Origin of the sequence: Vibrio sp. 10N.239.311.G01 (assembly GCF_041465805.1) — a bacterium.
GTDB classification, from domain to species: domain Bacteria; phylum Pseudomonadota; class Gammaproteobacteria; order Enterobacterales; family Vibrionaceae; genus Vibrio; species Vibrio crassostreae_C.
Genome location: NZ_JBFSRM010000001.1, coordinates 272478 through 291335 on the forward strand (window position 1 = coordinate 272478; position 18858 = coordinate 291335).

Here is an 18858-nt window from a genome sequence, read left to right on the forward strand (position 1 = left end):
GCATTCATGAAAGCGAATAATAAAAAATCCAATAATTTCAGATCACCGCTTCTTATTTCTCTTGGGCTGCACGTCATTTTATTCGTTGCGCTCATTTGGGGGGCGGATTTCACGATGTCAGAGCCAAAGCCTACAGGGCAGATGGTTCAAGCAGTGGTGATTGATCCTCAGTTGGTTCGCCAGCAAGCTCAACAGATTCGTCAACAAAGAGAAGCGGCAAGCAAGAAAGAGCAAGAGCGTCTTGACAAACTAAGACGTGAAAGCGAACGACTTGAAAAGAATCGTAAAGCTGAAGAAGAAAATATTCGCAAGCTAAAAGAACAGCAAGCGAAAGAAGCTAAAGCAACTCGTGAAGCTGAAAAGCGTCGAGTTGAGAAAGAGAAACAACGCAAAGCTGAAGAAGCGCGTTTACAGCAAGAGCAAAAGAAAGCCGCTAAAGCCGAAGCTGACCGTAAGCTAAAAGAAGCTGCGTTAGTGAAAGCCGAGAACGAGCGTAAAGCCAAAGAAGCGGCAATCGCAAAAGCTGAACAAGAACGCGTGGCAAAAGAAAAAGCAGCGAAAGAGGCAGCAGACAAAGCTCGTAAAGAGAAAGAAGCCGCTGAACTCGCGGAAAAGCAACGCATAGCGAAAGAGAAAGAAGCGGCAGCCGCAGCAGAGAAAGCCCGTAAGGCAAAAGAAGCTGCAGCAAAAGCAGAAAAAGAGCGTAAACAACAAGAAGCCGCATTGAACGATATCTTTGCTGGGCTTGAAACGGAAGCGACTCAAAACTCTTCAGCAAGACAACAATTTATCACTGATGAAGCGCAACGTTACGGGGCTATCTATACCCAACTGATTCAACAGAACCTGTTGTTAGAAGACAGCTATCGAGGACGCTCATGTCGAGTGAACCTTAAGCTGATTCCAACGGGCTCTAACGCGATATTGGGTAGTTTGAGTATCTTAGATGGCGATAGCCGTTTATGTGCAGCAACCAAGCGTGCGGTGGCACAAGTACAATCTTACCCGTTGCCTAAAGACCCAGACATTGTGAACTCACTGAAAGACATTAACTTAACTGTATCACCAGAGTAAAAGGACGAACTTGTGTTAAAGAAACTATTACTGAGTTTTGTTTTCTTAATAGCTACAAGCAGCCAGTTTGCACATGCAGCGCTGGAGCTGGTTATTACAGACGGTATTAACTCTGCAAGACCTATAGCTATTGTACCTTTCCGTTGGGAAGGCTCAGAGCCATTGCCACACGATGTATCAGCGGTTATCGCTTCTGACTTACAGCGCAGTGGTAAATTCAGCCCAGTTGCGACAAGCAAAATGCCTCAAACGCCTTACAGCGAAACTGAGGTTAACTTTGATGCTTGGACTAACCTAGGTGTTGACTCATTGCTTACCGGTAGTATCACTAAAAATGCCGAAGGGCAGTATGTGGTGAATTACCAATTGATCGACATTGTTCGTGGTCAACTGACCAAAGGACAAAGTCGTGCGCTGAGTGATGAAGCCCAATTAGTGCTTTCTAAAGATCACGTTCTATTCAATAAGAAGGCTACGGTTCCTGGTAATCGCTTGAGAGAGTACGCACACCGTATCTCAGACCTAGTGTATGAAGAGCTAACTGGTGAGAAAGGCGCGTTCTTAACTCGTATCTCTTACGTGGTAGTGAACGATAAAGACAAGTACCCGTATCAACTTCGTGTTGCTGACTACGATGGCTTTAACGAGCGTTTAGTACTTCGTTCTAAGCAGCCTCTCATGTCTCCAGCATGGTCACCAGACGGCAAAAAGCTAGCTTATGTGAGCTTCCAGAATGGCCAAGCTGAAATATTCATCATGAATATTTACACGGGTGAACGTGAGAAAGTGACGTCATACCCTCGTCACAATGGTGCGCCAAGATTCTCGCCAGATGGTAAAACATTGGCATTGGTATTGTCGAAAACGGGCAGCCTTCAGGTGTACACACTTGACCTTGCTAGCCGTAAGCTGACTCAAATTACCCGCGGCCGTTCGAATAATACTGAACCATTCTGGCACCCAGATGGCAAGTCTCTTATTTTCACATCGGATCGTGGTGGTAAACCACAGATTTATAATGTAAATTTGTCCAATAATTCGACTTCTCGTATTACTTGGCAAGGTAGCCAAAACTTAGGTGGCCAGATCACTCCTGATGGTCGATTCATGATCATGGTGAATCGCAGCAACTCAGGTTTTAACTTGGCTAAGCAAGATTTGGAAACCGGTGCGGTTCAGGTACTAACAAAAACATTGTTAGATGAGTCTCCAAGTATTGCACCGAATGGAGGTATGGTTATCTATAGCTCTATTTACAACAAAACAAATGTACTATCGATGGTTTCTATCGATGGACGTTTTAAAGCTAGATTACCGGCAACTAACGGACGCGTAAGAGCGCCTGCATGGTCACCGTTCCTCTAGGGAAAATTACATATTCTTTTAGCTATTGATAGTGTTAACTATTGTGGCATTTAACTATCTATAGCACTCTTAGTCGCTGTAGAAACTAAGTTTGATAACGTAAGGAAAAAAAGATGCAACTTAACAAAGTTCTTAAAGGCTTGATGATTGCACTACCAGTGATGGCAGTAACGGCATGTAGCTCAACTGATGAAGCAACATCTGCAACATCTGGTACTGAAAGCAACCAAACAACTTCAGGTTCAGAAGGCAATGTAGACACAACTGTTGTAACGCCAATTGACGCTAACGGTCAACTGTCTGAGCAAGAGCTTAAAGAGCAAGCGCTACGTGAAACTCAAACAATCTACTTCGCATTCGATAACTCTACTATCGCTGGCGATTACGAAGAAATGCTAGCAGCTCACGCAGCATACCTAGTTAAGAACGTTGACATGAACGTTACTATCGAAGGTCACGCTGATGAGCGCGGTACTCCTGAGTACAACATCGCACTTGGCGAGCGTCGTGCACAAGCTGTAGCGAAATACCTACAAGCTCTAGGTGTTCAAGCTGACCAAATCTCTATCGTAAGCTACGGTGAAGAGAAGCCACTTCTTCTAGGTCAATCTGAAGATGTGTACGCTAAAAACCGTCGCGCAGTACTAGTTTACTAATTTTAGTAGACTATATAATTGAGGAATTGCCTCATGTTCAGTAACACAAAGCGAGTCATTTTGCTTTCGTTACTGGCAAGTGCAGCGAACACCGCGTTCGCTGCACCAGCTCCAGTATCCGATCTCAATAGCACCGCAACCAATTCATCATCTTCCTCTCGATCAGCATCTAACGAATCAGATATTGAGCGTTTAGAGCGCCTGCTTCAAAATCGCAATCTCGTTCAGCTTCAAATGCAACAGCAAATCGACGACATGGCACTGGAGATCAGTGAACTTCGTGGTGATCTGGAACGAAACAGCTACGATATGAAGCAAATGCTAGAGCGTCAGCGTGAACTGTTCATTGAACTGGATCGCGTAAGAGGCGAGGTGAAAGCAGCAGGAACAGCAACGGTAGCAGTGGCGGCGAGCGAAGGCTCTAAAGACGCTTCTGGTACGTTCAGTACTGATGTGGATGAGCAAACTGCTTATCAAAATGCTGTAGATATGATTCTAAAGCAACGAGACTACACGGGTGCTATCGCTGCATTCCAAAAGTTTCAAAAAGACTTCCCAGATTCTACCTTCACACCTAACTCACATTACTGGTTAGGTCAGCTTTATTTCGCTAAGAAGCAAGATAAAGAAGCCGTGAAGAGCTTCGCTGCTGTTGTGTCGTACAAAGACTCAAACAAGCGAGCAGATGCACTGGTTAAGCTTGGTGACATAGCAGCGCGCAACAACAACGCGACGCAAGCTAAGAAATATTACCAACAAGTCGTAACCGAGCACCCAAACAGTGCTTCGGCTAAAGTGGCCAAAACCCACTTATAACCAAAATAGGGGTGCTTAGGCGCCTCTTTTTTATACCTGTTCACTTCCGTTTAGTGTTTACTTCTCTTGCTAGTGATGACAACACATCGCCTTGTTTATGCGTTTTAAGCATTAGCTAGTCACCGCTTGCAACCAATCCTTTTTGATCCCAATCGCTGTCCTGTGTAGAATACTCGGATTCTCGGAAGAAGTTGCGTAGAGCAAGAGCAATGAGTCATATACTAGATAAAATCGATACAGTTTACCCGTTTCCGCCTAAGCCAGTTCCATTGAGCGACGCTCAGAAACAGGCCCACATCGCAAACATCAAAAAACTACTTCAAGAAAAAGATGCAGTTCTAATTGCACACTACTACACCGATCCTGAAATTCAGGCTCTGGCAGAAGAAACTGGTGGTTTCGTTGGCGATTCATTAGAGATGGCTAAGTTCGGTAACCGTCACTCAGCAAGCACTTTGATCATCGCTGGTGTTCGTTTCATGGGTGAGTCTGCAAAGATTCTTACTCCTGAAAAACGCATTTTAATGCCAACACTTGAAGCTGAATGTTCGCTTGATCTTGGCTGCCCAGCTGACAAATTTACAGAATTTTGTGATGCTCACCCTGACCACACTGTGGTTGTATACGCGAACACCTCTGCAGCTGTTAAAGCTCGTGCAGACTGGGTAGTTACGTCGAGCATCGCTTTAGAAATCGTTGAAAGCCTAGACGCTGAAGGCAAACCCATTATTTGGGGGCCAGACCGTCACCTAGGTTCTTACATCGCAAATCAAACTGGCGCTGACATGTTGCTTTGGCAAGGTGAGTGTATCGTTCATGATGAGTTCTCAGCTGATGCTTTGAAGAAAATGAAATCGGTATACCCAGAAGCGGCTATCTTGGTTCACCCAGAATCACCAGCAAGCGTGGTTGAACTGGCTGATGCTGTAGGCTCAACAAGCCAACTGATCAAGAAAGCAAAAGAGCTGCCTCATCCACAGATGATTGTTGCGACAGACAAAGGCATCTTCTTCAAGATGCAGCAATTGGTTCCTGAAAAAGAGCTGATTGAAGCGCCGACAGCGGGTGCTGGTGCAACGTGTCGTAGCTGCGCACACTGTCCTTGGATGGCAATGAACGGCCTTGAAGCGATTGAAAACGCGCTTGAGAATGGTGGTGAGCAACACGAAATCTTCGTTTCTGACGAATTACGCGTGAAGTCTCTTATTCCATTGAACCGCATGCTAGATTTTGCAGAGCAGTTAAATGTGCAGGTAAAAGGTAACGCGTAAGTCGTTCTTTTATCTAACCAATAAAAAAACCAGCCAATAGTGCTGGTTTTTTTGTATCGCGTATAGGCCGCCAATATCAATCTTGTGGTCATGTATCTTTTTCTGATGATACATCTTGTTGATATCGCGTATTTTTTCTAGCATGTAAGTAAGAGGAAAAGATTAGAGGCTCGAATGATAATCTGGTTACAACTCAAACGCTGGATCAAAGCAAACATCTTTGTTTTGAATGGCAAAAACTTACTGTTCACTTTTCTTGGCTACATCGCTTTATCGTGGTCGATGCTGTATTTGGCGGGTGAAACAGATTTAACCAGTTCGGTTACCGTATTCGCTTACTACTTGGTGGTGACGGCTTCTACGGTTGGTTATGGTGATTTATCACCGACCACGGTAGCGGGGCAGTGGATCGTTATTCTATTTGTGATTCCAGGCGGGTTGAGCCTTTTTGCCGCGTTGCTCGGTAAAGTGGCGACAGAAGGTGTTGAATATTGGCGAGCGGGCTTGCTAGGAAAAAGGAGAGTTAGAGTGGACAACCACATTTTGATGTTGGGGTGGAATGAGCAAAGAACCATTCATCTCATCCGCATGCTACAACACGAAGAAACGGGTAAACGACCAATCGTGCTATGTACGCGTTCAGATATCGAGAACCCGTTACCCGGTGAAATCAATTTCGTCAAAGTAAACAGCTACACCGATGGCAAAGAGATGGAGAAAACGGGCATTGAGTCTGCAAGTTGCATCCTGATTGATAACCCAGAAGACGACATTACGTTATCTGCGGCGCTTTACTGTGCCAACCGAAACCCTAAAGCGCATCTTCTTGTTTACTTTAAAGATGAAGCGCTGAGCGATTTGTTACACAAGCATTGCCCTAACTCAGAATGTATTCCAGCGGTGGGTGCTGAGATGCTAGCAAAGGCTGCGGTAGACCCAGGTTCCAGTGCGCTTCACCAAGAATTATTGAGCTCAACAAGAGGCATGACACAGTATTCAACGTATTTCCCTGAAGACGCTGAGTCTGTCACCGTCGCGCCTATTTTCTCAGTGTTTAAAGAGAAGTATCAAGCAACTCTGATCGCCATTGATACGGGGAGCGGTATTGAACTCAACCCAGAGTTAGATCAAGTGGTCAGCAGTGGCACTAAGCTGTTTTATATTGCTGATGAGCGAATTGATGACTTCGATTGGAAAGGCTTCTAAAGCGACTATTTTATTTCGTCTGAAAACTAAAAAAGGCCTCATAATGAGGCCTTTTGGCTTGTATAAAGCTAACTGTTATTGAGCTTCAGCCAGTGCAATGCCACGCTGCGTTAGTCCGCAAAGCATCACAGGAACAGCGTTAAAGATCTCTTCGAACTGCTCTAGGCCTTCGATGCCTTGCTCTGCAAGCGTAGCAATTGACGTTTCTGGATCGTAAAGCATGCTCAGTGACAGCAGGACACCGCCAACGAGTGCGTTATCTTCGCTCTCTTCAGGCATTAGTGTTTCCCAATCGTCGCGAGCAATCTGCCAGCCTTGAAGCAAGCCTTCACAAAAATCACGAGCGGCAGTGTTCACCACTTCTTCGTCGTCTAATTGACAAGCTTCAGGCCAAACCCAAGTCCCTTCAATCAGTTCTGGGCGGGTTTTATTCCAAAGCTCGATGATAACTTCAATGTAGCTTTCTAGCTGTTCACCATCCGTAAAAGGTGCGACTTCTTCGCCACCCCATAAGAACGGTAGCCACTCATGCGGGGTTAACACATTCGGTGCCGCTGCCATTGCAGTGACAAAGCCCATTGTTTTGTGTTCTGTGATTAGCTTTCCTTCCAACTCTGGAAGCGCAAGAATATCTTGTAAAGTCAAAGTGAGGTACCGTAAAAGGGAACATATTTGCGCTTATAGTACCAATGAACTTGTGCCAATCAAGCTTCAATCTAAAAAGGCTTGATGTCATGGATGATAAACACTAGGTTTAACAGAAAAGAAAACAATAAAAGAATTATGCAGATACGGTCGTCTTTAAAGAAAAAAAGCATGGTAGCGCTTGGATTATACCTTGCGATGTTTATTGCCATTGTCGGTAGTGTGACGTATTACGTCGTAGAATCCCCTGTGCGCGCCAAATTACAACAAAACCTCGACTTGCGTACGCAACTGTTATCCGCATTGATTACAGAGCCACTCAGCAGCTCTCAAGGCTTTGTAGACAGTCTCGTTGGGTTTGCTCAAGCACATCGCAATGGTGATGATGTTATTCCGCTATTTAAGTCCATGTTGGCGGCGAGCGACGATACAATTGTCAGTGCCGGTATTTGGCCTGAACCTTATGCGCTCGATTCTAAAAAGCTTCTCAACAGTTACTTTTTTAATAAAGCCGACGATGGAAGAATCGATCAGATATATTCTTACAACAACCCCAAAAATGCCCCTTATCAAGAAGAGTATTGGTACACCTCTGTCGTCAACAAAAAACAAGGAACGATCTCTTGGAGCGATGTGTATATCGACCCATACACACACGTTCGAATGATTACGGCGTCTTCCCCTTATTATTACGACGGTACTTTTGCCGGTGTTGCCACGGTGGATCTCTCGCTCGAAGAGCTGCTTGGTTTTATCAAGAACCACGCCGAAGAATACAACCTTGGCATTACGCTCAGAGATAAGCTTAACCAAGTGTTGGTTTCGCATAACTTTAATCTCGTTGAAGGCATTTACATCAGTAGCAATCAATTTGGTGATTTCGGCTGGCAAGTGGATGTGGTGAACTCCAAATCACGAGTAGAAGACGAAGTGTTTCGTCAGGTGATGAGCATTGAAGGTGGTATTGTTCCGCTATTGCTACTTTGTGTCATGGCGGGGTATTACTTATTGAACCGTTATTTGATTAGTCCAATCACAAGGATTGCAGCACAGGTTGATAGCTCGAAAGCCGGCGAAATCATTGATGTGGATTACCCGAGTGATGACGAAATCGGCCATTTGATTAAAACCTTCAACGAAAAGACCATTTATCTCGAAGCGGAAAAGGTTAAAGCTCAGGCATCCACCAATGCAAAAACCGCTTTCCTTGCGACCTTGTCACATGAAATTCGCACTCCGATGAATGGGGTATTGGGTACCGCTCAAATCCTATTAAAAACGCCTCTAAATTCTGAACAAGAGAAGCATCTTAAGAGCTTGTATGAGTCCGGCGATCATATGATGACTCTACTCAACGAGATCTTAGACTTCTCGAAGATCGAGCAGGGCAGGTTGGATCTTGATGAAACGCGTTTCCCGCTTGATTCGATCATCGGCAGTATTAACAGTGTTTACTACACATTGTCTTCCGAGAAAGGGCTTCAATTCAAAGTGTACTCTGAGGTGACTTCGGGTCGTTGGTACTTCTCAGATAAAGCTCGCCTTCGCCAAATTTTGTTTAATCTATTGAACAACGCGGTGAAGTTCACCTCCAGAGGCTTTGTTGAGGTGTACCTGAAAGAAGTTGTAGAGGGGAGTGATACCTATCTGAGCATTAGAGTTCGTGATACCGGAATTGGTATTTCTAAAGAAGCTCAGAAGCGTATTTTTAAACCGTTTGAACAAGCGGAGTCTTCGACCACAAGGCGTTTTGGCGGTACTGGCCTTGGCCTCGCGATTGTGAAGAAAATTGCCCAGTTGATGGATGGCAGTATTACCGTCACCAGTGAAGAAGGGATAGGCACGAGTTTTGATGTTCGCTTGAAGATTCAGCCATGTCAGCCAGGAGAAATCGAGAGTTTGCCACATAAGAAGTTGGACTACTCTGGCTTAAAGGTACTGATCGTCGAGGACAACCGAACTAACACGGTGATCATTGAAGCCTTCATGAGCAGTAAAGGCTTTACCTGTAAGAGCGTCGAAAACGGTGAACTTGCGATACAAGCCGTGGTTGCTGAGCGCTTTGATTTGGTGCTCATGGATAACCATATGCCTGTGATGGATGGCGTTGAATCAACCACTGCTATTCGTGCTTTGATAGGCGATGTGTCATCGGTATTGGTGTTTGGTTGTACGGCTGATGTCTTTAAAGAGACTCGTGAGCGTATGTTGGGGGCAGGTGTGGATTATATTATTGCTAAGCCGATTGACGAGTGTGAACTGGATGATGCCTTGTTCCGCTATTCAAATAAGCTTTATCAATACCATGAAGTAAAAGCGGATGAGCTCGAAAGCCAAGACGTAAAACCACACGATTCGAAAAGTAAAAGCGAGTCACTGCCTAAACCTGATCTTCGCAACAAAGATAACACTGAAGAGCTGTTAGTGACGTTGTATGTGGCGCTAGAAGACAACAACCTAGAACTGATTCAATTTGCACTAGAGAGCCTACGTGTCCACGTTGAAGCTATGAACAACGCGGAACTTACTGAACAAGTCGATAAAGCGTTAGAGCAGGTTGCTTTAGGATCACCACCTACACAAGATGTCATTAATATCATTACTGTAAATCTACCTATGGCTTAAATGTTGTTTAATTACGGTAAGTAAATGACGAGCTGTCCAATATTTGACCTTGGTTGGATTTTTTGGTGAAAGTGACTGCTTTTAAAGTGGTTTTTGGTTGTTAATTTACAACTTGATTTTTAATTTGGAGTGTATGACTACTAATCTTGTGATTTAATAGCGACATTATCTGGTGAGGTGCAAATGTGCCTTGTTTATATGTTACTAAATCACTAATTAAGCAGTGATATATTTTAGGTTTGTCGTCAATGAAGTCTCGTGGTCCATTTTGTATTCGAAACGCAGCTGCGGATACATTTGCTATGGTCGTTTTCTGTTTTATTTCTGGCATGATCGTAGAAGTGTTTATTTCTGGTATGACGTTTGAGCAATCTCTTGCTTCTCGAACGTTATCTATTCCTGTAAACATTGCTATCGCTTGGCCTTATGGCGTTTTTCGTGATTGGTTCTTACGCAATGGTGCAAAACTTTCAGAAAGCTCATTGATGAAAAACTTGTCTGATTTGATGGCATACGTGTTATTCCAGTCTCCAGTGTATGCGGGTATTTTGTTGGCAGTGGGTGCTTCAGGCGACCAGATCGTTACGGCTGTCACCAGTAATGCAGTTATCTCGTGCGGTATGGGCGTACTTTACGGCTACTTCCTCGATATGTGTCGTAAATGGTTTCGAGTTCCTGGCTACTATCAACAAGCTTAAGAAAAGCAACAAGCGTAAGTGCAGCGAAAGAATGAAATTTGGTTTGTTTTTGATCTAATGAGTTAATTTGTAATCGAACAAACCGAAAAAGGCACTTTTTTTGAGAATGCCCCTTGACCAAAGCAAGCAGAATCAATAAAGTAGCGCCTCGTTGAGTGACATGCTCAACACACAATTTGTGGAAGGATGGCTGAGTGGCTTAAGGCGCTCGCCTGGAAAGCGAGTATACGTTTATAGCGTATCTGGGGTTCAAATCCCCATCCTTCCACCACTATTCAAAACCTTAGCAGAAATGCTGGGGTTTTCTCGTTTTAGAGCCTCTATATCCCACCTCATCTGTATACCTCCCTAATATCCGTTCCTTTAATCATTGCTTTATAGTTATAATCTCTATTAATACCGTCGCAGAATTAACCATATTAGGTGTTTTTATCATAGATAATCGCTTGATTTTTTGGCGTGAACCTAGATTATTAATAGTACGCAATATTATGAATAATCTAACTATTAGGAATCCATAACCTCATGACAGAAACCCTAGTTTCTCCAATGCTCTCTTTTACGATCGCGATTTCATTACTGTTTATCGGTAAAGGTTTGATCGAGCGATCTGAAGTATTAAGAAAGTATTCACTGCCAGAGCCTGTGATTGGTGGCTTTGTCTGCGCAGCGACCGTAGCGGCGCTTTACTATATTTTTGAAATCCAAATCACTTTTAGCCTAGATGTCAGAGACTTTTTGCTTCTCTACTTTTTTGCTGGCATCGGGCTCCAAGCGGATATTAAAACACTGATTAAAGGCGGGCGACCGTTGTTCATCCTACTGTGTCTTGCTGCCATTTTTATCGTGTTGCAAAACGTAGTCGGAATGGCAGTCGCTTCTGGCTTTGGAATGGATGCGAAAGCAGGCTTGCTATCTGGGTCTGTTAGCTTGATAGGCGGCGTAGGCACAACGTTAGCTTGGGCGCCAATGTTTGTGGAAGAGTTTGGTATTGCTAACGCGCTCGAACTTGGTGTCGCTTCAAACACGGTTGGTTTAATTGCAGCGTGTGTGATTGGTGGTCCGATTGCGAACTACCTGCTCAATAAACACAAAGTAAGCCCTTCTAATGAAGAAGAGGTTACGGTTGGTGCATTCCAAGAGAGTGAAACAAAAACAGAGCTTAGTCACTACGGCGTTCTATGGGCGTGGTTGATTCTTAACTTAACACTAATGCTGGGTTACAGCTTGAGTGAAGTTATCGACTCTATGGGCCTAAAACTGCCGTTATTCGTTAGCTGTTTAATCGCTGGTATCTTAATCGGAAACGTCGGTCGTGCATTGTTTAAGAAGCGTCGTACACAAGAGAAAATCGCTCAAGGCCGCAAAGGCTTAGCGATGATCTCTGATATTTGTTTAGGCATGTTCTTGACCATGGCATTGATGGGGTTGCGTATCTGGGATCTCGATGGACTGTTTGGCTATATTTCTGTTGTCATGAGTATCCAGATCTTGCTTTCCCTGTTGTTTACTGTGTTTGTCGTTTATTACTTGATGGGAAGAAACTACGATTCTGTGGTGATATGTTCAGGCTTCGGTGGTATCACTCTAGGCTCGACCGCAACAGCAATTGTGAACATGACCGCAGTAACTCACCGCTATGGCGCAAGCCCACAAGCGTTCATTGTGGTGCCATTAGTGTGTGGTTTCTTTGTTGATTTGATTAATGCGCTAGTGATCAGTTTCTTTGTTGGTCTGTAGTGAAGTGACCGGTTATTGACTGCTTGAGGTTTACATCGGGATAATGACCACAAAGGCGATGACGAAAGTTGTCGCCTTTGTGTTATCTACAGCAAAAAATACACGTATATCAACCTTTGATGTAATGCCTTGAAGTGACTCGGTGCACAAGTTAGTAAGCGCAATTCCGATCTCGATAAATTGGGATACGTGTTCGCAGCAAAATTGTGAGACGCTTGATTAGTGTCAGTTGAATTACAAGGAAGTTGAATGCACCACTTTAATATCCGTGCTCTCGAGTACTTAAACGCGTTATCAAAATACAGGTCGTTACGTAAGGCATCTAAGATGATGAACGTTGACCCTGCCGCGATGAGTCGAATGCTGACACAGTTAGAAGCGCAAGCGGAAATGAAAGTATGGGAGCGCAACAACCGCCAATCTCTGCTGACTGAGGCGGGGAACGAACTGTTGAACTACTATCGCTCCATTGTTCGTGGAGAGGCGGCAGTGCTTGCTCGACTAACCAAGCTTAAAAACCTCAAGGGCGGTAATGTTAGCATCGCGATTGGAGAAGGATTTATTACTAACTTGGTCTCTAAACCGATGCAAACCTTCATGGCTCGATACCCTGATATCAATTTATCGATTGAAATTGCAGGTGCATTGGATGCCGTGAAAATGTTAGAAGATCAACAGATAGATTTCGCGATCACCTATGCGTCTGCACCTCATCCTAAACTGCATTCACACGTCGAGCGTAGTCATCCGCTCGAATTGATTGCTCCGAAGGGGCACTTCCTTACGATGAAAGATGCACCAGTGGTAATGCAAGATATTCAAGACGCTTCTCTCGCCTTGATCGATAACTCGACCGGTATGGGGAGGCTGGTAAAGCAGGCTGAACAAATTTCCCATCTTACCTTGCAGCCAAAACTTCAAACTAACTCAGTCACGGCACTGACTAACTTCGTTTCAGCAGGGTTGGGCGTCACCTTTATGCCTAAGCTCACTGTGATCGATGAAATAAAGTCAGGGCAGATTGAAGTGGTTGCGACCGAGTTGGAGATGCTATCGAAGGCGACGGTTAAGGTTCAATCTTTGAAAGGCCGTGCACTTACGCTACAAGCCGAAACCTTGTTGGATTTCTTACTCGAGAACGCCACTTTCTTAAGCCATGACGCTTACAATATCTAGGCTTAGTTGATTTACTTAGCGACTCCTACCTAAGCTTTCAAATACCGCCAATATCACACTTTCAAACTGCCGAATTCGTTTTTAAGCTGAATTGAGTTTTTGTCAACGATTACTCTATTGTTAAGTCAACATGTGCGGAATAAGTTACAAATCATTAACGAAACGAGTTTTAGACTGACAGCTGTGTTCGACAGATTCTGTCTTTGTCGGGCATTAGGGGAAGATAATGGAAGTTATTGTAATTGGCAGTGGTGTTATTGGATTGACCAGCGCATGGTATTTAGCAAAAGAAGGTCACTCGGTCACGGTTATTGATCGTCAAGATAGCAGTGGTAAAGAAACCAGCTTTGCGAATGCCGGGCAAATTTCTTACGGTTATTCTTCACCATGGGCAGCGCCTGGTATTCCATTGAAAGCGATGAAGTGGTTAACCCAAGAGCATGCTCCCCTAAAAGTGAAGCCTTCTCTTTCTCCAGAGTTAATGTCTTGGGCGACTAAGATGCTTGCCAACTGTAATGAAGCCAAGTACGCACAGAATAAATCGCGCATGTTGCGAGTCGCTAACTACAGCCGAGAGTGTCTCACTCATCTAAGAACCAGTGAACAACTGGCTTACGAAGGTAGGCAAAAAGGGACACTACAAGTGTTTCGAAGCGAGAAGCAACTCGATGCTATTCAGCAGGATATGAAGCTGTTAACAGAGAGTGGAATCGAACACTCGTTGTTTGATGTTGAACAGTGTCTGTCAGTGGAGTCGGGCTTAGCAGACGTTAAAGACAAGCTGGTGGGCGGTCTGTATTTACCACACGATGAAACCGGTGATTGTCATCAGTTCTGTTTAATCCTGACTGAGAAAGCCAAGCAACTCGGCGTTCAGTTCGTGTTTGATACCGAAGTGGTAAGTTTGAATCATCAGAATCAAACCATTGAGAGTATTACAACGACTCAAGGCGAGTTCAAAGCGGATGCTTATGTGGTTGCTTCAGGAAGCTATTCTCGAGAACTGTTGAAACAAGTCGACTTGTCTATCCCGGTTTATCCAGTGAAAGGGTATTCGTTAACACTACCGATCGTGAATGCAGATAAGTCACCAACCTCGACTGTGATGGATGAAACCTACAAGGTAGCGATGACGCGATTTGATGACCGTATTCGTATCGCGGGTACGGCCGAGCTTGCGGGTTTTAATTACCTGATTCCAGAAAAACGCAAAGCCACGATTGATATGGTGATTAAAGATCTTTTCCCACAAGCGGGGGACTTTTCTAAAGCCGAATACTGGACTGGGTTAAGACCAATGACGCCAGATGGCACGCCTATCATAGGAAAGACGCCTATCAAGAACCTATTTACAAATACTGGACATGGGACATTAGGTTGGACAATGGCATGTGGCTCAGGAAAGATCTTGGCAAGCGTGGTCAGTGGCTCAGCTAGTGATATTAAAACTGATGACTTAAGTATCCACCGCTATTTGTAGTGAGATGATGCAGTGATAATTAAACAACCCCATTCTTAAGCCTTAGAATGGGGTTATGGGTTCTGAGGGAGAAGATTATCTGGTGGTGGTTTCTAGCACATGGGTAAATCTATCCCACGATTTTTGGTCAGCTTCTTGTTGATAGTTGTTTGAGCCGAATACAGTAAAGGCATGTGGCGCACCACTGTAGGTGATCATTTCATGCGGAACCTTGGTTGTTTCAAGTTGAGCGGCGAGGCTGCCAAAATCTTCCATTGAGATCATGGCGTCAGCTGTGCCATGGAACACGACAACAGGAGCTTTTGTCTCAGAGTAGTCTTGCCCTTTTGGTGTCGATAAACCGCCATGGAAGGTAACATAAGCTTTCGATGGGATACCCGCACGAGCGGCTTCTAAAACGGCTGCGCCACCAAAACAGTAACCCATCATCACGTTGTTATCTAAGTTACCACCAAGCCTTTTCGCTTCCATTGCTCCCGCGCTAAGTAGCGCACGCATTTTTTCTCTGTCTTTATACAGCTCGCCTGTGTGTTGCTTTTTATCTTTCACTTCGGTCGGGCGAATGCCTTTACCAAATAGATCGATGGCGAACACGTTGTAACCGAGTTCGTTGAGCATCTCAGAACGTTTCTTTTCGTAATCGGTTAAGCCATCCCAATCGTGTATTAGAAGTACCAAAGGCGCTTGGTCACTGGCTTCACTCCAATAACCTTCGTAATCCATCCCATCGACTTGATAAGTGACGTTTTCTCCTGAAATCGCAGAGAAGGGCAGTAAAACTGAAAACAGGCCGAGCGTAGTGAGTTTTCGCATGCGTAATTCCTTTCGATGACAATTGACGTTCCAATCGAAAGTATAGATAACGCGATGATTCTCGCCAGATTTATGTCTCTAACTTGAAATGTATGGCAGGGATAGCAGGTGGCGATTACTGATAAACAGCCATCGAAAGGGAGTGCGATGGCTGTTCATGATGTGCTGAGAAATTCTCAGGTCCGCAGAAACGCGGGGGGTATTAGAGTAGAAAAGAACGGATTACTACCAAGTAGCGTTATCAGCGGTGTGACTACTTCGAAGTTCTGGGTACTTACGTTGATAGCGCGGCAACATCGACTCATTACCTAAGATGCCACCTTGGTGGATATAGATGACGGTTTTTGTTGGGTTCTCTTCTTGCCATTGCTCTAGGCATTGCCACATCAATGGGTCGTAGAGCAGGTCGAATTCAATATCCGTCTGTTCTTGCAGATCCAACCAAGTTTGATAGTCCTGCTGGTAAAGCTTACCAAAGTGGTGTTTGGCTTTAAGTGGTAATATCTGCGGGTGATCGGTTTCGCCGAGTTCATTGAACTGCTGTGTTAGGTAATCACTGCCGCCAACACAAGCGCAAGTTAACACTGGGATGTTGTGCATTTTTAAATGCTTATGCAGATACAGAGCTGTGCTGCCTGTGCCTGCTGGAAGTGCTACCACGAAATCGTGTTTGTTTTCGAAACGCGTCCAGCTGAGTATTTCAATCGCCAGTTGCTTCACGCCGTATTCAGAAAGCTGAGAGCGTCCACCTTCTGGTAACACAATGCATTGTGAGTCAGGTTGTCTTACTTGCTCAATATACTCTTGTGGATGAAGCTCAGAGCCTGTTTCTTTGACTGAAATAACCTTAGCCCCGAGATCGATAGCGCCACGGTAGTTGCCGAGTGGGCGTTCTTGTAGCCATTGAGGCAGGTGGTCGACGTAAAACTCAAGCGTCCAGCCTTTGATTTTCGCAAGTGCGGCGAGTGAGAACAAGGAGTTAGCCTGAGCGGAACCATAGCTTATTAGAGTGGTGGTGTTTGGGCTATCGTCTTCCAGTAGCTTCATGAACTTTCTGGCTTTGTTGCCGCAAAAGTGGGAGTGAAGCTGATCGTCACGCTTTAAGAAAAAGGTGTGCTCGTTGTATTGATGTTGAGTTACAGGGCTATTATTTAGTTTCATCGCACTTAGACAAAATGCTGACTCAGAGCCAGCATTTATAGTTCAAATAGGACTGACGAGTATCTAGTAGCTAGGGACCGCTGTAAACCAACTAAATCAAGTTTTCGTTCGATATTGAGCTTCGAACTATGAACTCATTTACTCTGGGGTGGATGCGGATAGATCGGTTTGAAAGGTGATCTTAGCGGTACATCCACCACAGCTGCGATTGACCAATTCAAAGCCCCATTGGAAGCGTTGACATAAGTCCTCGACAATCAATAAACCTAACCCATGCCCATTTGGATTGTATTGTTCTTGGAGGCCTTCTCCTTGGTCTTCAATCACAACACTCTCGTGGGACAGAGTGACCGTTACGGTGCCACTATTGGTCGCTGCAATGGCATTTCTCAACAAGTTTCCGACCAACATGTTCATTATCGCGCTGGTGGCTTGAATGGTGGGTTCGGATTGAGCATGCATGGAAATTTCGACGTCTTTCTCATCTGCCTGTGCTGAGTTTTTTGAGACGATAGCCTCTAACTCTTGTTGGCTAAACAATCGCAGTGGCGCATCGTCACTGTTTCTTTCGTAACGCACGAGGCCGAGTAGGGCATCGACCATCTCTGACATCTGAACAATGGCTTCATCAATGCGCTCAATCTGGCGAGATTGAAACTCGGTGGTTTCGCTTCTTAGCAGTAATTTATTTGCGCCACGAGCGACCGTTAACGGTGTTCTTAGTTCATGACTTGAGTAGCGAGCAAAGGCTTGTTCACGTTTGAGTAAGGAATTGATTTCTCTTCGGTACTGATTGAGTTGATCTGTGAGCTGACGAAACTCAACTGCGGCGTCGTCATTGACACTAAATTCTTCATTGAGGTTGAGCTTATTGGATTCCAATTGTTCGGAAATAGAATTGAAGGGTTCAATCAGTCGTTTAGATAATCGATAGAGCAGAGCACCAAAGCTAAAAATTAGAATAGAGAGTAATGTTAGTACAAAGGTGGTCGCATAAACCAGTTCGTAAATCTCAAACTCGACGCGGTCGATCTCGGAAAGCAGAACGATTGGGTGGGTTTGACCTTTATCAGAATACTCACCAACATACACCATGCGAGAGTTAGGTTCTTCACCTACCTCGCCAACAAAGCTTTCTTTGCCTTTAATGTATTTGAGGTATTCGGCAGGTATCAATGAAAGATCATTGTAGGCGATTGTCAGGTCATCAATTCTTAACGTACCGCTTTCCCCTGCTTGGAATAAACCAACCGCATAGTTACGGTCGATCAGGATGCGTCTTTCACCGACGCGATCTTCTGACATGTAGAGTGCGGCAACAAAGACTAAATAGACAAAGGCCGATACAATCACGGCCATTAACCCAAAGAAAACCGCTAAGCGGCCGGTTAGGGTTTTGGTGCTCGTGAGAACATTTAAAATCAATTCGATGACTCCAGACGGAATCCAACTTTAGGGACGGTAATCAACATCTGAGTATCAAACGGCTTGTCGAGTTGGTTACGTAATTGATAGATGTGACTGCGCAACACGTCATTGTTGGGTTCGTCTTCTTCCCAGAGTTTGTAGGAAATATCTTCGCGAGTAACCACTTCTGGTGCTTTTTGGCACAACATCTCAAGGATGGTGTAAGTGGTTGGGTTGAGTGCGAGTAACTTATCTTGACGGTAAGCTTTACGCGTTTTTTGGTCGATGGTGAGTTCATCAAACTGCAATTTAGAAGAAGCCACTTTTCCTCGGTAACGACGAACAAGCGCTTTCATTCTGGCTTCCAAAATATCCAAATCAAAAGGTTTGGTTAGATAGTCATCGGCACCATGCTCAAACCCTTTTAACATATCATCGCGGCTATCTAACGCAGTCAACATCAAAATAGGTGTCGCGTTGCCTTGGTCTCGCAGTTTATTACAAACCGTGAGGCCGTCCATTCTTGGCAACATCAGATCCAATATGATGATATCAAATGAGTTTTCCAACGCGAGTTGCAGGCCGAGTTCGCCGTTGTCCGCATAATCGAGTTCCATGCCAATACACTCAAAATAATCAAACAAGACACCTGCGATTTCACGGTTATCTTCGACTAATAGAACTCGTTTCATTTTGATTCTCATACAGAAATAGACGGTAACATT

Annotated in this window: 16 protein-coding genes and 1 tRNA gene; 12 read left to right on the top strand and 5 right to left on the bottom strand. The window is 44.6% G+C overall.

Annotated features, from left to right (window positions below):
* Window positions 1-6 precede the first annotated feature (6 nt).
* The 6 genes from tolA (at window position 7) to AB6D06_RS01190 (ending at window position 6388) form a co-directional block, all read left to right on the top strand.
* On the top strand, window positions 7-1074 hold the full coding sequence (gene tolA / locus AB6D06_RS01165; protein ID WP_017062071.1) for a cell envelope integrity protein TolA: 1068 nt from the start codon (window positions 7-9) through the stop codon (window positions 1072-1074).
* Window positions 1075-1086: 12 nt separating this feature from the next.
* The gene (gene tolB / locus AB6D06_RS01170; protein WP_372109833.1) at window positions 1087-2439 is read left to right on the top strand and encodes a Tol-Pal system beta propeller repeat protein TolB; all 1353 of its coding nucleotides are present in this window, start codon (window positions 1087-1089) and stop codon (window positions 2437-2439) included.
* Window positions 2440-2552: 113 nt separating this feature from the next.
* Window positions 2553-3095 (top strand): peptidoglycan-associated lipoprotein Pal, encoded by a 543-nt coding sequence (gene pal, locus AB6D06_RS01175; protein WP_017062069.1) that lies wholly within the window; start codon window positions 2553-2555, stop codon window positions 3093-3095.
* A 33-nt stretch (window positions 3096-3128) separates the two neighbouring features.
* Window positions 3129-3911, top strand: a complete 783-nt coding sequence (gene ybgF, locus AB6D06_RS01180) for a tol-pal system protein YbgF (RefSeq protein ID WP_017062068.1) — start codon at window positions 3129-3131, stop codon at window positions 3909-3911.
* A 209-nt stretch (window positions 3912-4120) separates the two neighbouring features.
* Window positions 4121-5182: a quinolinate synthase NadA gene (nadA, locus tag AB6D06_RS01185; protein ID WP_017062067.1), complete on the top strand. Its 1062-nt coding sequence runs from the start codon at window positions 4121-4123 to the stop codon at window positions 5180-5182.
* Window positions 5183-5356: 174 nt separating this feature from the next.
* Complete coding sequence (locus AB6D06_RS01190; RefSeq protein WP_017063519.1) at window positions 5357-6388, top strand: potassium channel family protein; 1032 nt, start codon at window positions 5357-5359, stop codon at window positions 6386-6388.
* 75 nt (window positions 6389-6463) lie between these two features.
* Here AB6D06_RS01190 and AB6D06_RS01195 read toward each other — a convergent pair whose 3' ends face one another.
* Window positions 6464-7033: a UPF0149 family protein gene (locus tag AB6D06_RS01195; RefSeq protein ID WP_017062064.1), complete on the bottom strand. Its 570-nt coding sequence runs from the start codon at window positions 7031-7033 to the stop codon at window positions 6464-6466.
* Between the two features lie 171 nt (window positions 7034-7204).
* Between AB6D06_RS01195 and AB6D06_RS01200 the strand changes: the two genes are divergently transcribed.
* The 6 genes from AB6D06_RS01200 (at window position 7205) to AB6D06_RS01225 (ending at window position 14752) form a co-directional block, all read left to right on the top strand.
* The gene (locus tag AB6D06_RS01200) at window positions 7205-9658 is read left to right on the top strand and encodes an ATP-binding protein (RefSeq protein WP_372109834.1); all 2454 of its coding nucleotides are present in this window, start codon (window positions 7205-7207) and stop codon (window positions 9656-9658) included.
* 248 nt (window positions 9659-9906) lie between these two features.
* The gene (locus AB6D06_RS01205) at window positions 9907-10356 is read left to right on the top strand and encodes an L-alanine exporter AlaE (protein WP_017062062.1); all 450 of its coding nucleotides are present in this window, start codon (window positions 9907-9909) and stop codon (window positions 10354-10356) included.
* Window positions 10357-10536: 180 nt separating this feature from the next.
* Window positions 10537-10627, top strand: a tRNA-Ser gene (locus tag AB6D06_RS01210).
* Between the two features lie 254 nt (window positions 10628-10881).
* Entirely contained in the window at window positions 10882-12096 is a 1215-nt protein-coding gene (gene gltS / locus AB6D06_RS01215) for a sodium/glutamate symporter (RefSeq protein WP_017062061.1), read from the top strand.
* A gap of 249 nt (window positions 12097-12345) precedes the next feature.
* Complete coding sequence (locus AB6D06_RS01220; protein ID WP_136973584.1) at window positions 12346-13272, top strand: LysR family transcriptional regulator; 927 nt, start codon at window positions 12346-12348, stop codon at window positions 13270-13272.
* A gap of 226 nt (window positions 13273-13498) precedes the next feature.
* On the top strand, window positions 13499-14752 hold the full coding sequence (locus AB6D06_RS01225; RefSeq protein WP_372100496.1) for a D-amino acid dehydrogenase: 1254 nt from the start codon (window positions 13499-13501) through the stop codon (window positions 14750-14752).
* A gap of 75 nt (window positions 14753-14827) precedes the next feature.
* Here the strand turns inward: AB6D06_RS01225 and AB6D06_RS01230 are convergent, their stop codons facing one another.
* From AB6D06_RS01230 to AB6D06_RS01245, 4 genes are all read right to left on the bottom strand, one after another.
* Window positions 14828-15565: a dienelactone hydrolase family protein gene (locus AB6D06_RS01230; RefSeq protein ID WP_050643811.1), complete on the bottom strand. Its 738-nt coding sequence runs from the start codon at window positions 15563-15565 to the stop codon at window positions 14828-14830.
* 225 nt (window positions 15566-15790) lie between these two features.
* Complete coding sequence (locus AB6D06_RS01235) at window positions 15791-16726, bottom strand: pyridoxal-phosphate dependent enzyme (RefSeq protein WP_229647088.1); 936 nt, start codon at window positions 16724-16726, stop codon at window positions 15791-15793.
* Window positions 16727-16864: 138 nt separating this feature from the next.
* Window positions 16865-18151: a sensor histidine kinase gene (locus AB6D06_RS01240; RefSeq protein WP_372100498.1), complete on the bottom strand. Its 1287-nt coding sequence runs from the start codon at window positions 18149-18151 to the stop codon at window positions 16865-16867.
* Window positions 18148-18825, bottom strand: coding sequence for a response regulator transcription factor (locus AB6D06_RS01245; protein WP_065585153.1), 678 nt, complete (start codon window positions 18823-18825; stop codon window positions 18148-18150). The genes AB6D06_RS01240 and AB6D06_RS01245 overlap by 4 nt, the downstream gene beginning before the upstream one ends.
* Window positions 18826-18858 lie beyond the last annotated feature (33 nt).

Bases quoted from the DNA above. Each gene is read 5' to 3' on its own strand.
- tolA (WP_017062071.1), top strand. From the start codon at position 7: ATGAAAGCGAATAATAAAAAATCCAATAATTTCAGATCACCGCTTCTT.
- AB6D06_RS01230 (WP_050643811.1), bottom strand. From the start codon at position 15,565: ATGCGAAAACTCACTACGCTCGGCCTGTTTTCAGTTTTACTGCCCTTC.
- nadA (WP_017062067.1), top strand. From the start codon at position 4,121: ATGAGTCATATACTAGATAAAATCGATACAGTTTACCCGTTTCCGCCT.
- AB6D06_RS01220 (WP_136973584.1), top strand. From the start codon at position 12,346: ATGCACCACTTTAATATCCGTGCTCTCGAGTACTTAAACGCGTTATCA.
- gltS (WP_017062061.1), top strand. From the start codon at position 10,882: ATGACAGAAACCCTAGTTTCTCCAATGCTCTCTTTTACGATCGCGATT.
- pal (WP_017062069.1), top strand. From the start codon at position 2,553: ATGCAACTTAACAAAGTTCTTAAAGGCTTGATGATTGCACTACCAGTG.
- ybgF (WP_017062068.1), top strand. From the start codon at position 3,129: ATGTTCAGTAACACAAAGCGAGTCATTTTGCTTTCGTTACTGGCAAGT.
- AB6D06_RS01245 (WP_065585153.1), bottom strand. From the start codon at position 18,825: ATGAAACGAGTTCTATTAGTCGAAGATAACCGTGAAATCGCAGGTGTC.
- AB6D06_RS01235 (WP_229647088.1), bottom strand. From the start codon at position 16,726: ATGAAACTAAATAATAGCCCTGTAACTCAACATCAATACAACGAGCAC.
- AB6D06_RS01190 (WP_017063519.1), top strand. From the start codon at position 5,357: ATGATAATCTGGTTACAACTCAAACGCTGGATCAAAGCAAACATCTTT.
- AB6D06_RS01225 (WP_372100496.1), top strand. From the start codon at position 13,499: ATGGAAGTTATTGTAATTGGCAGTGGTGTTATTGGATTGACCAGCGCA.
- AB6D06_RS01200 (WP_372109834.1), top strand. From the start codon at position 7,205: ATGGTAGCGCTTGGATTATACCTTGCGATGTTTATTGCCATTGTCGGT.
- AB6D06_RS01205 (WP_017062062.1), top strand. From the start codon at position 9,907: ATGAAGTCTCGTGGTCCATTTTGTATTCGAAACGCAGCTGCGGATACA.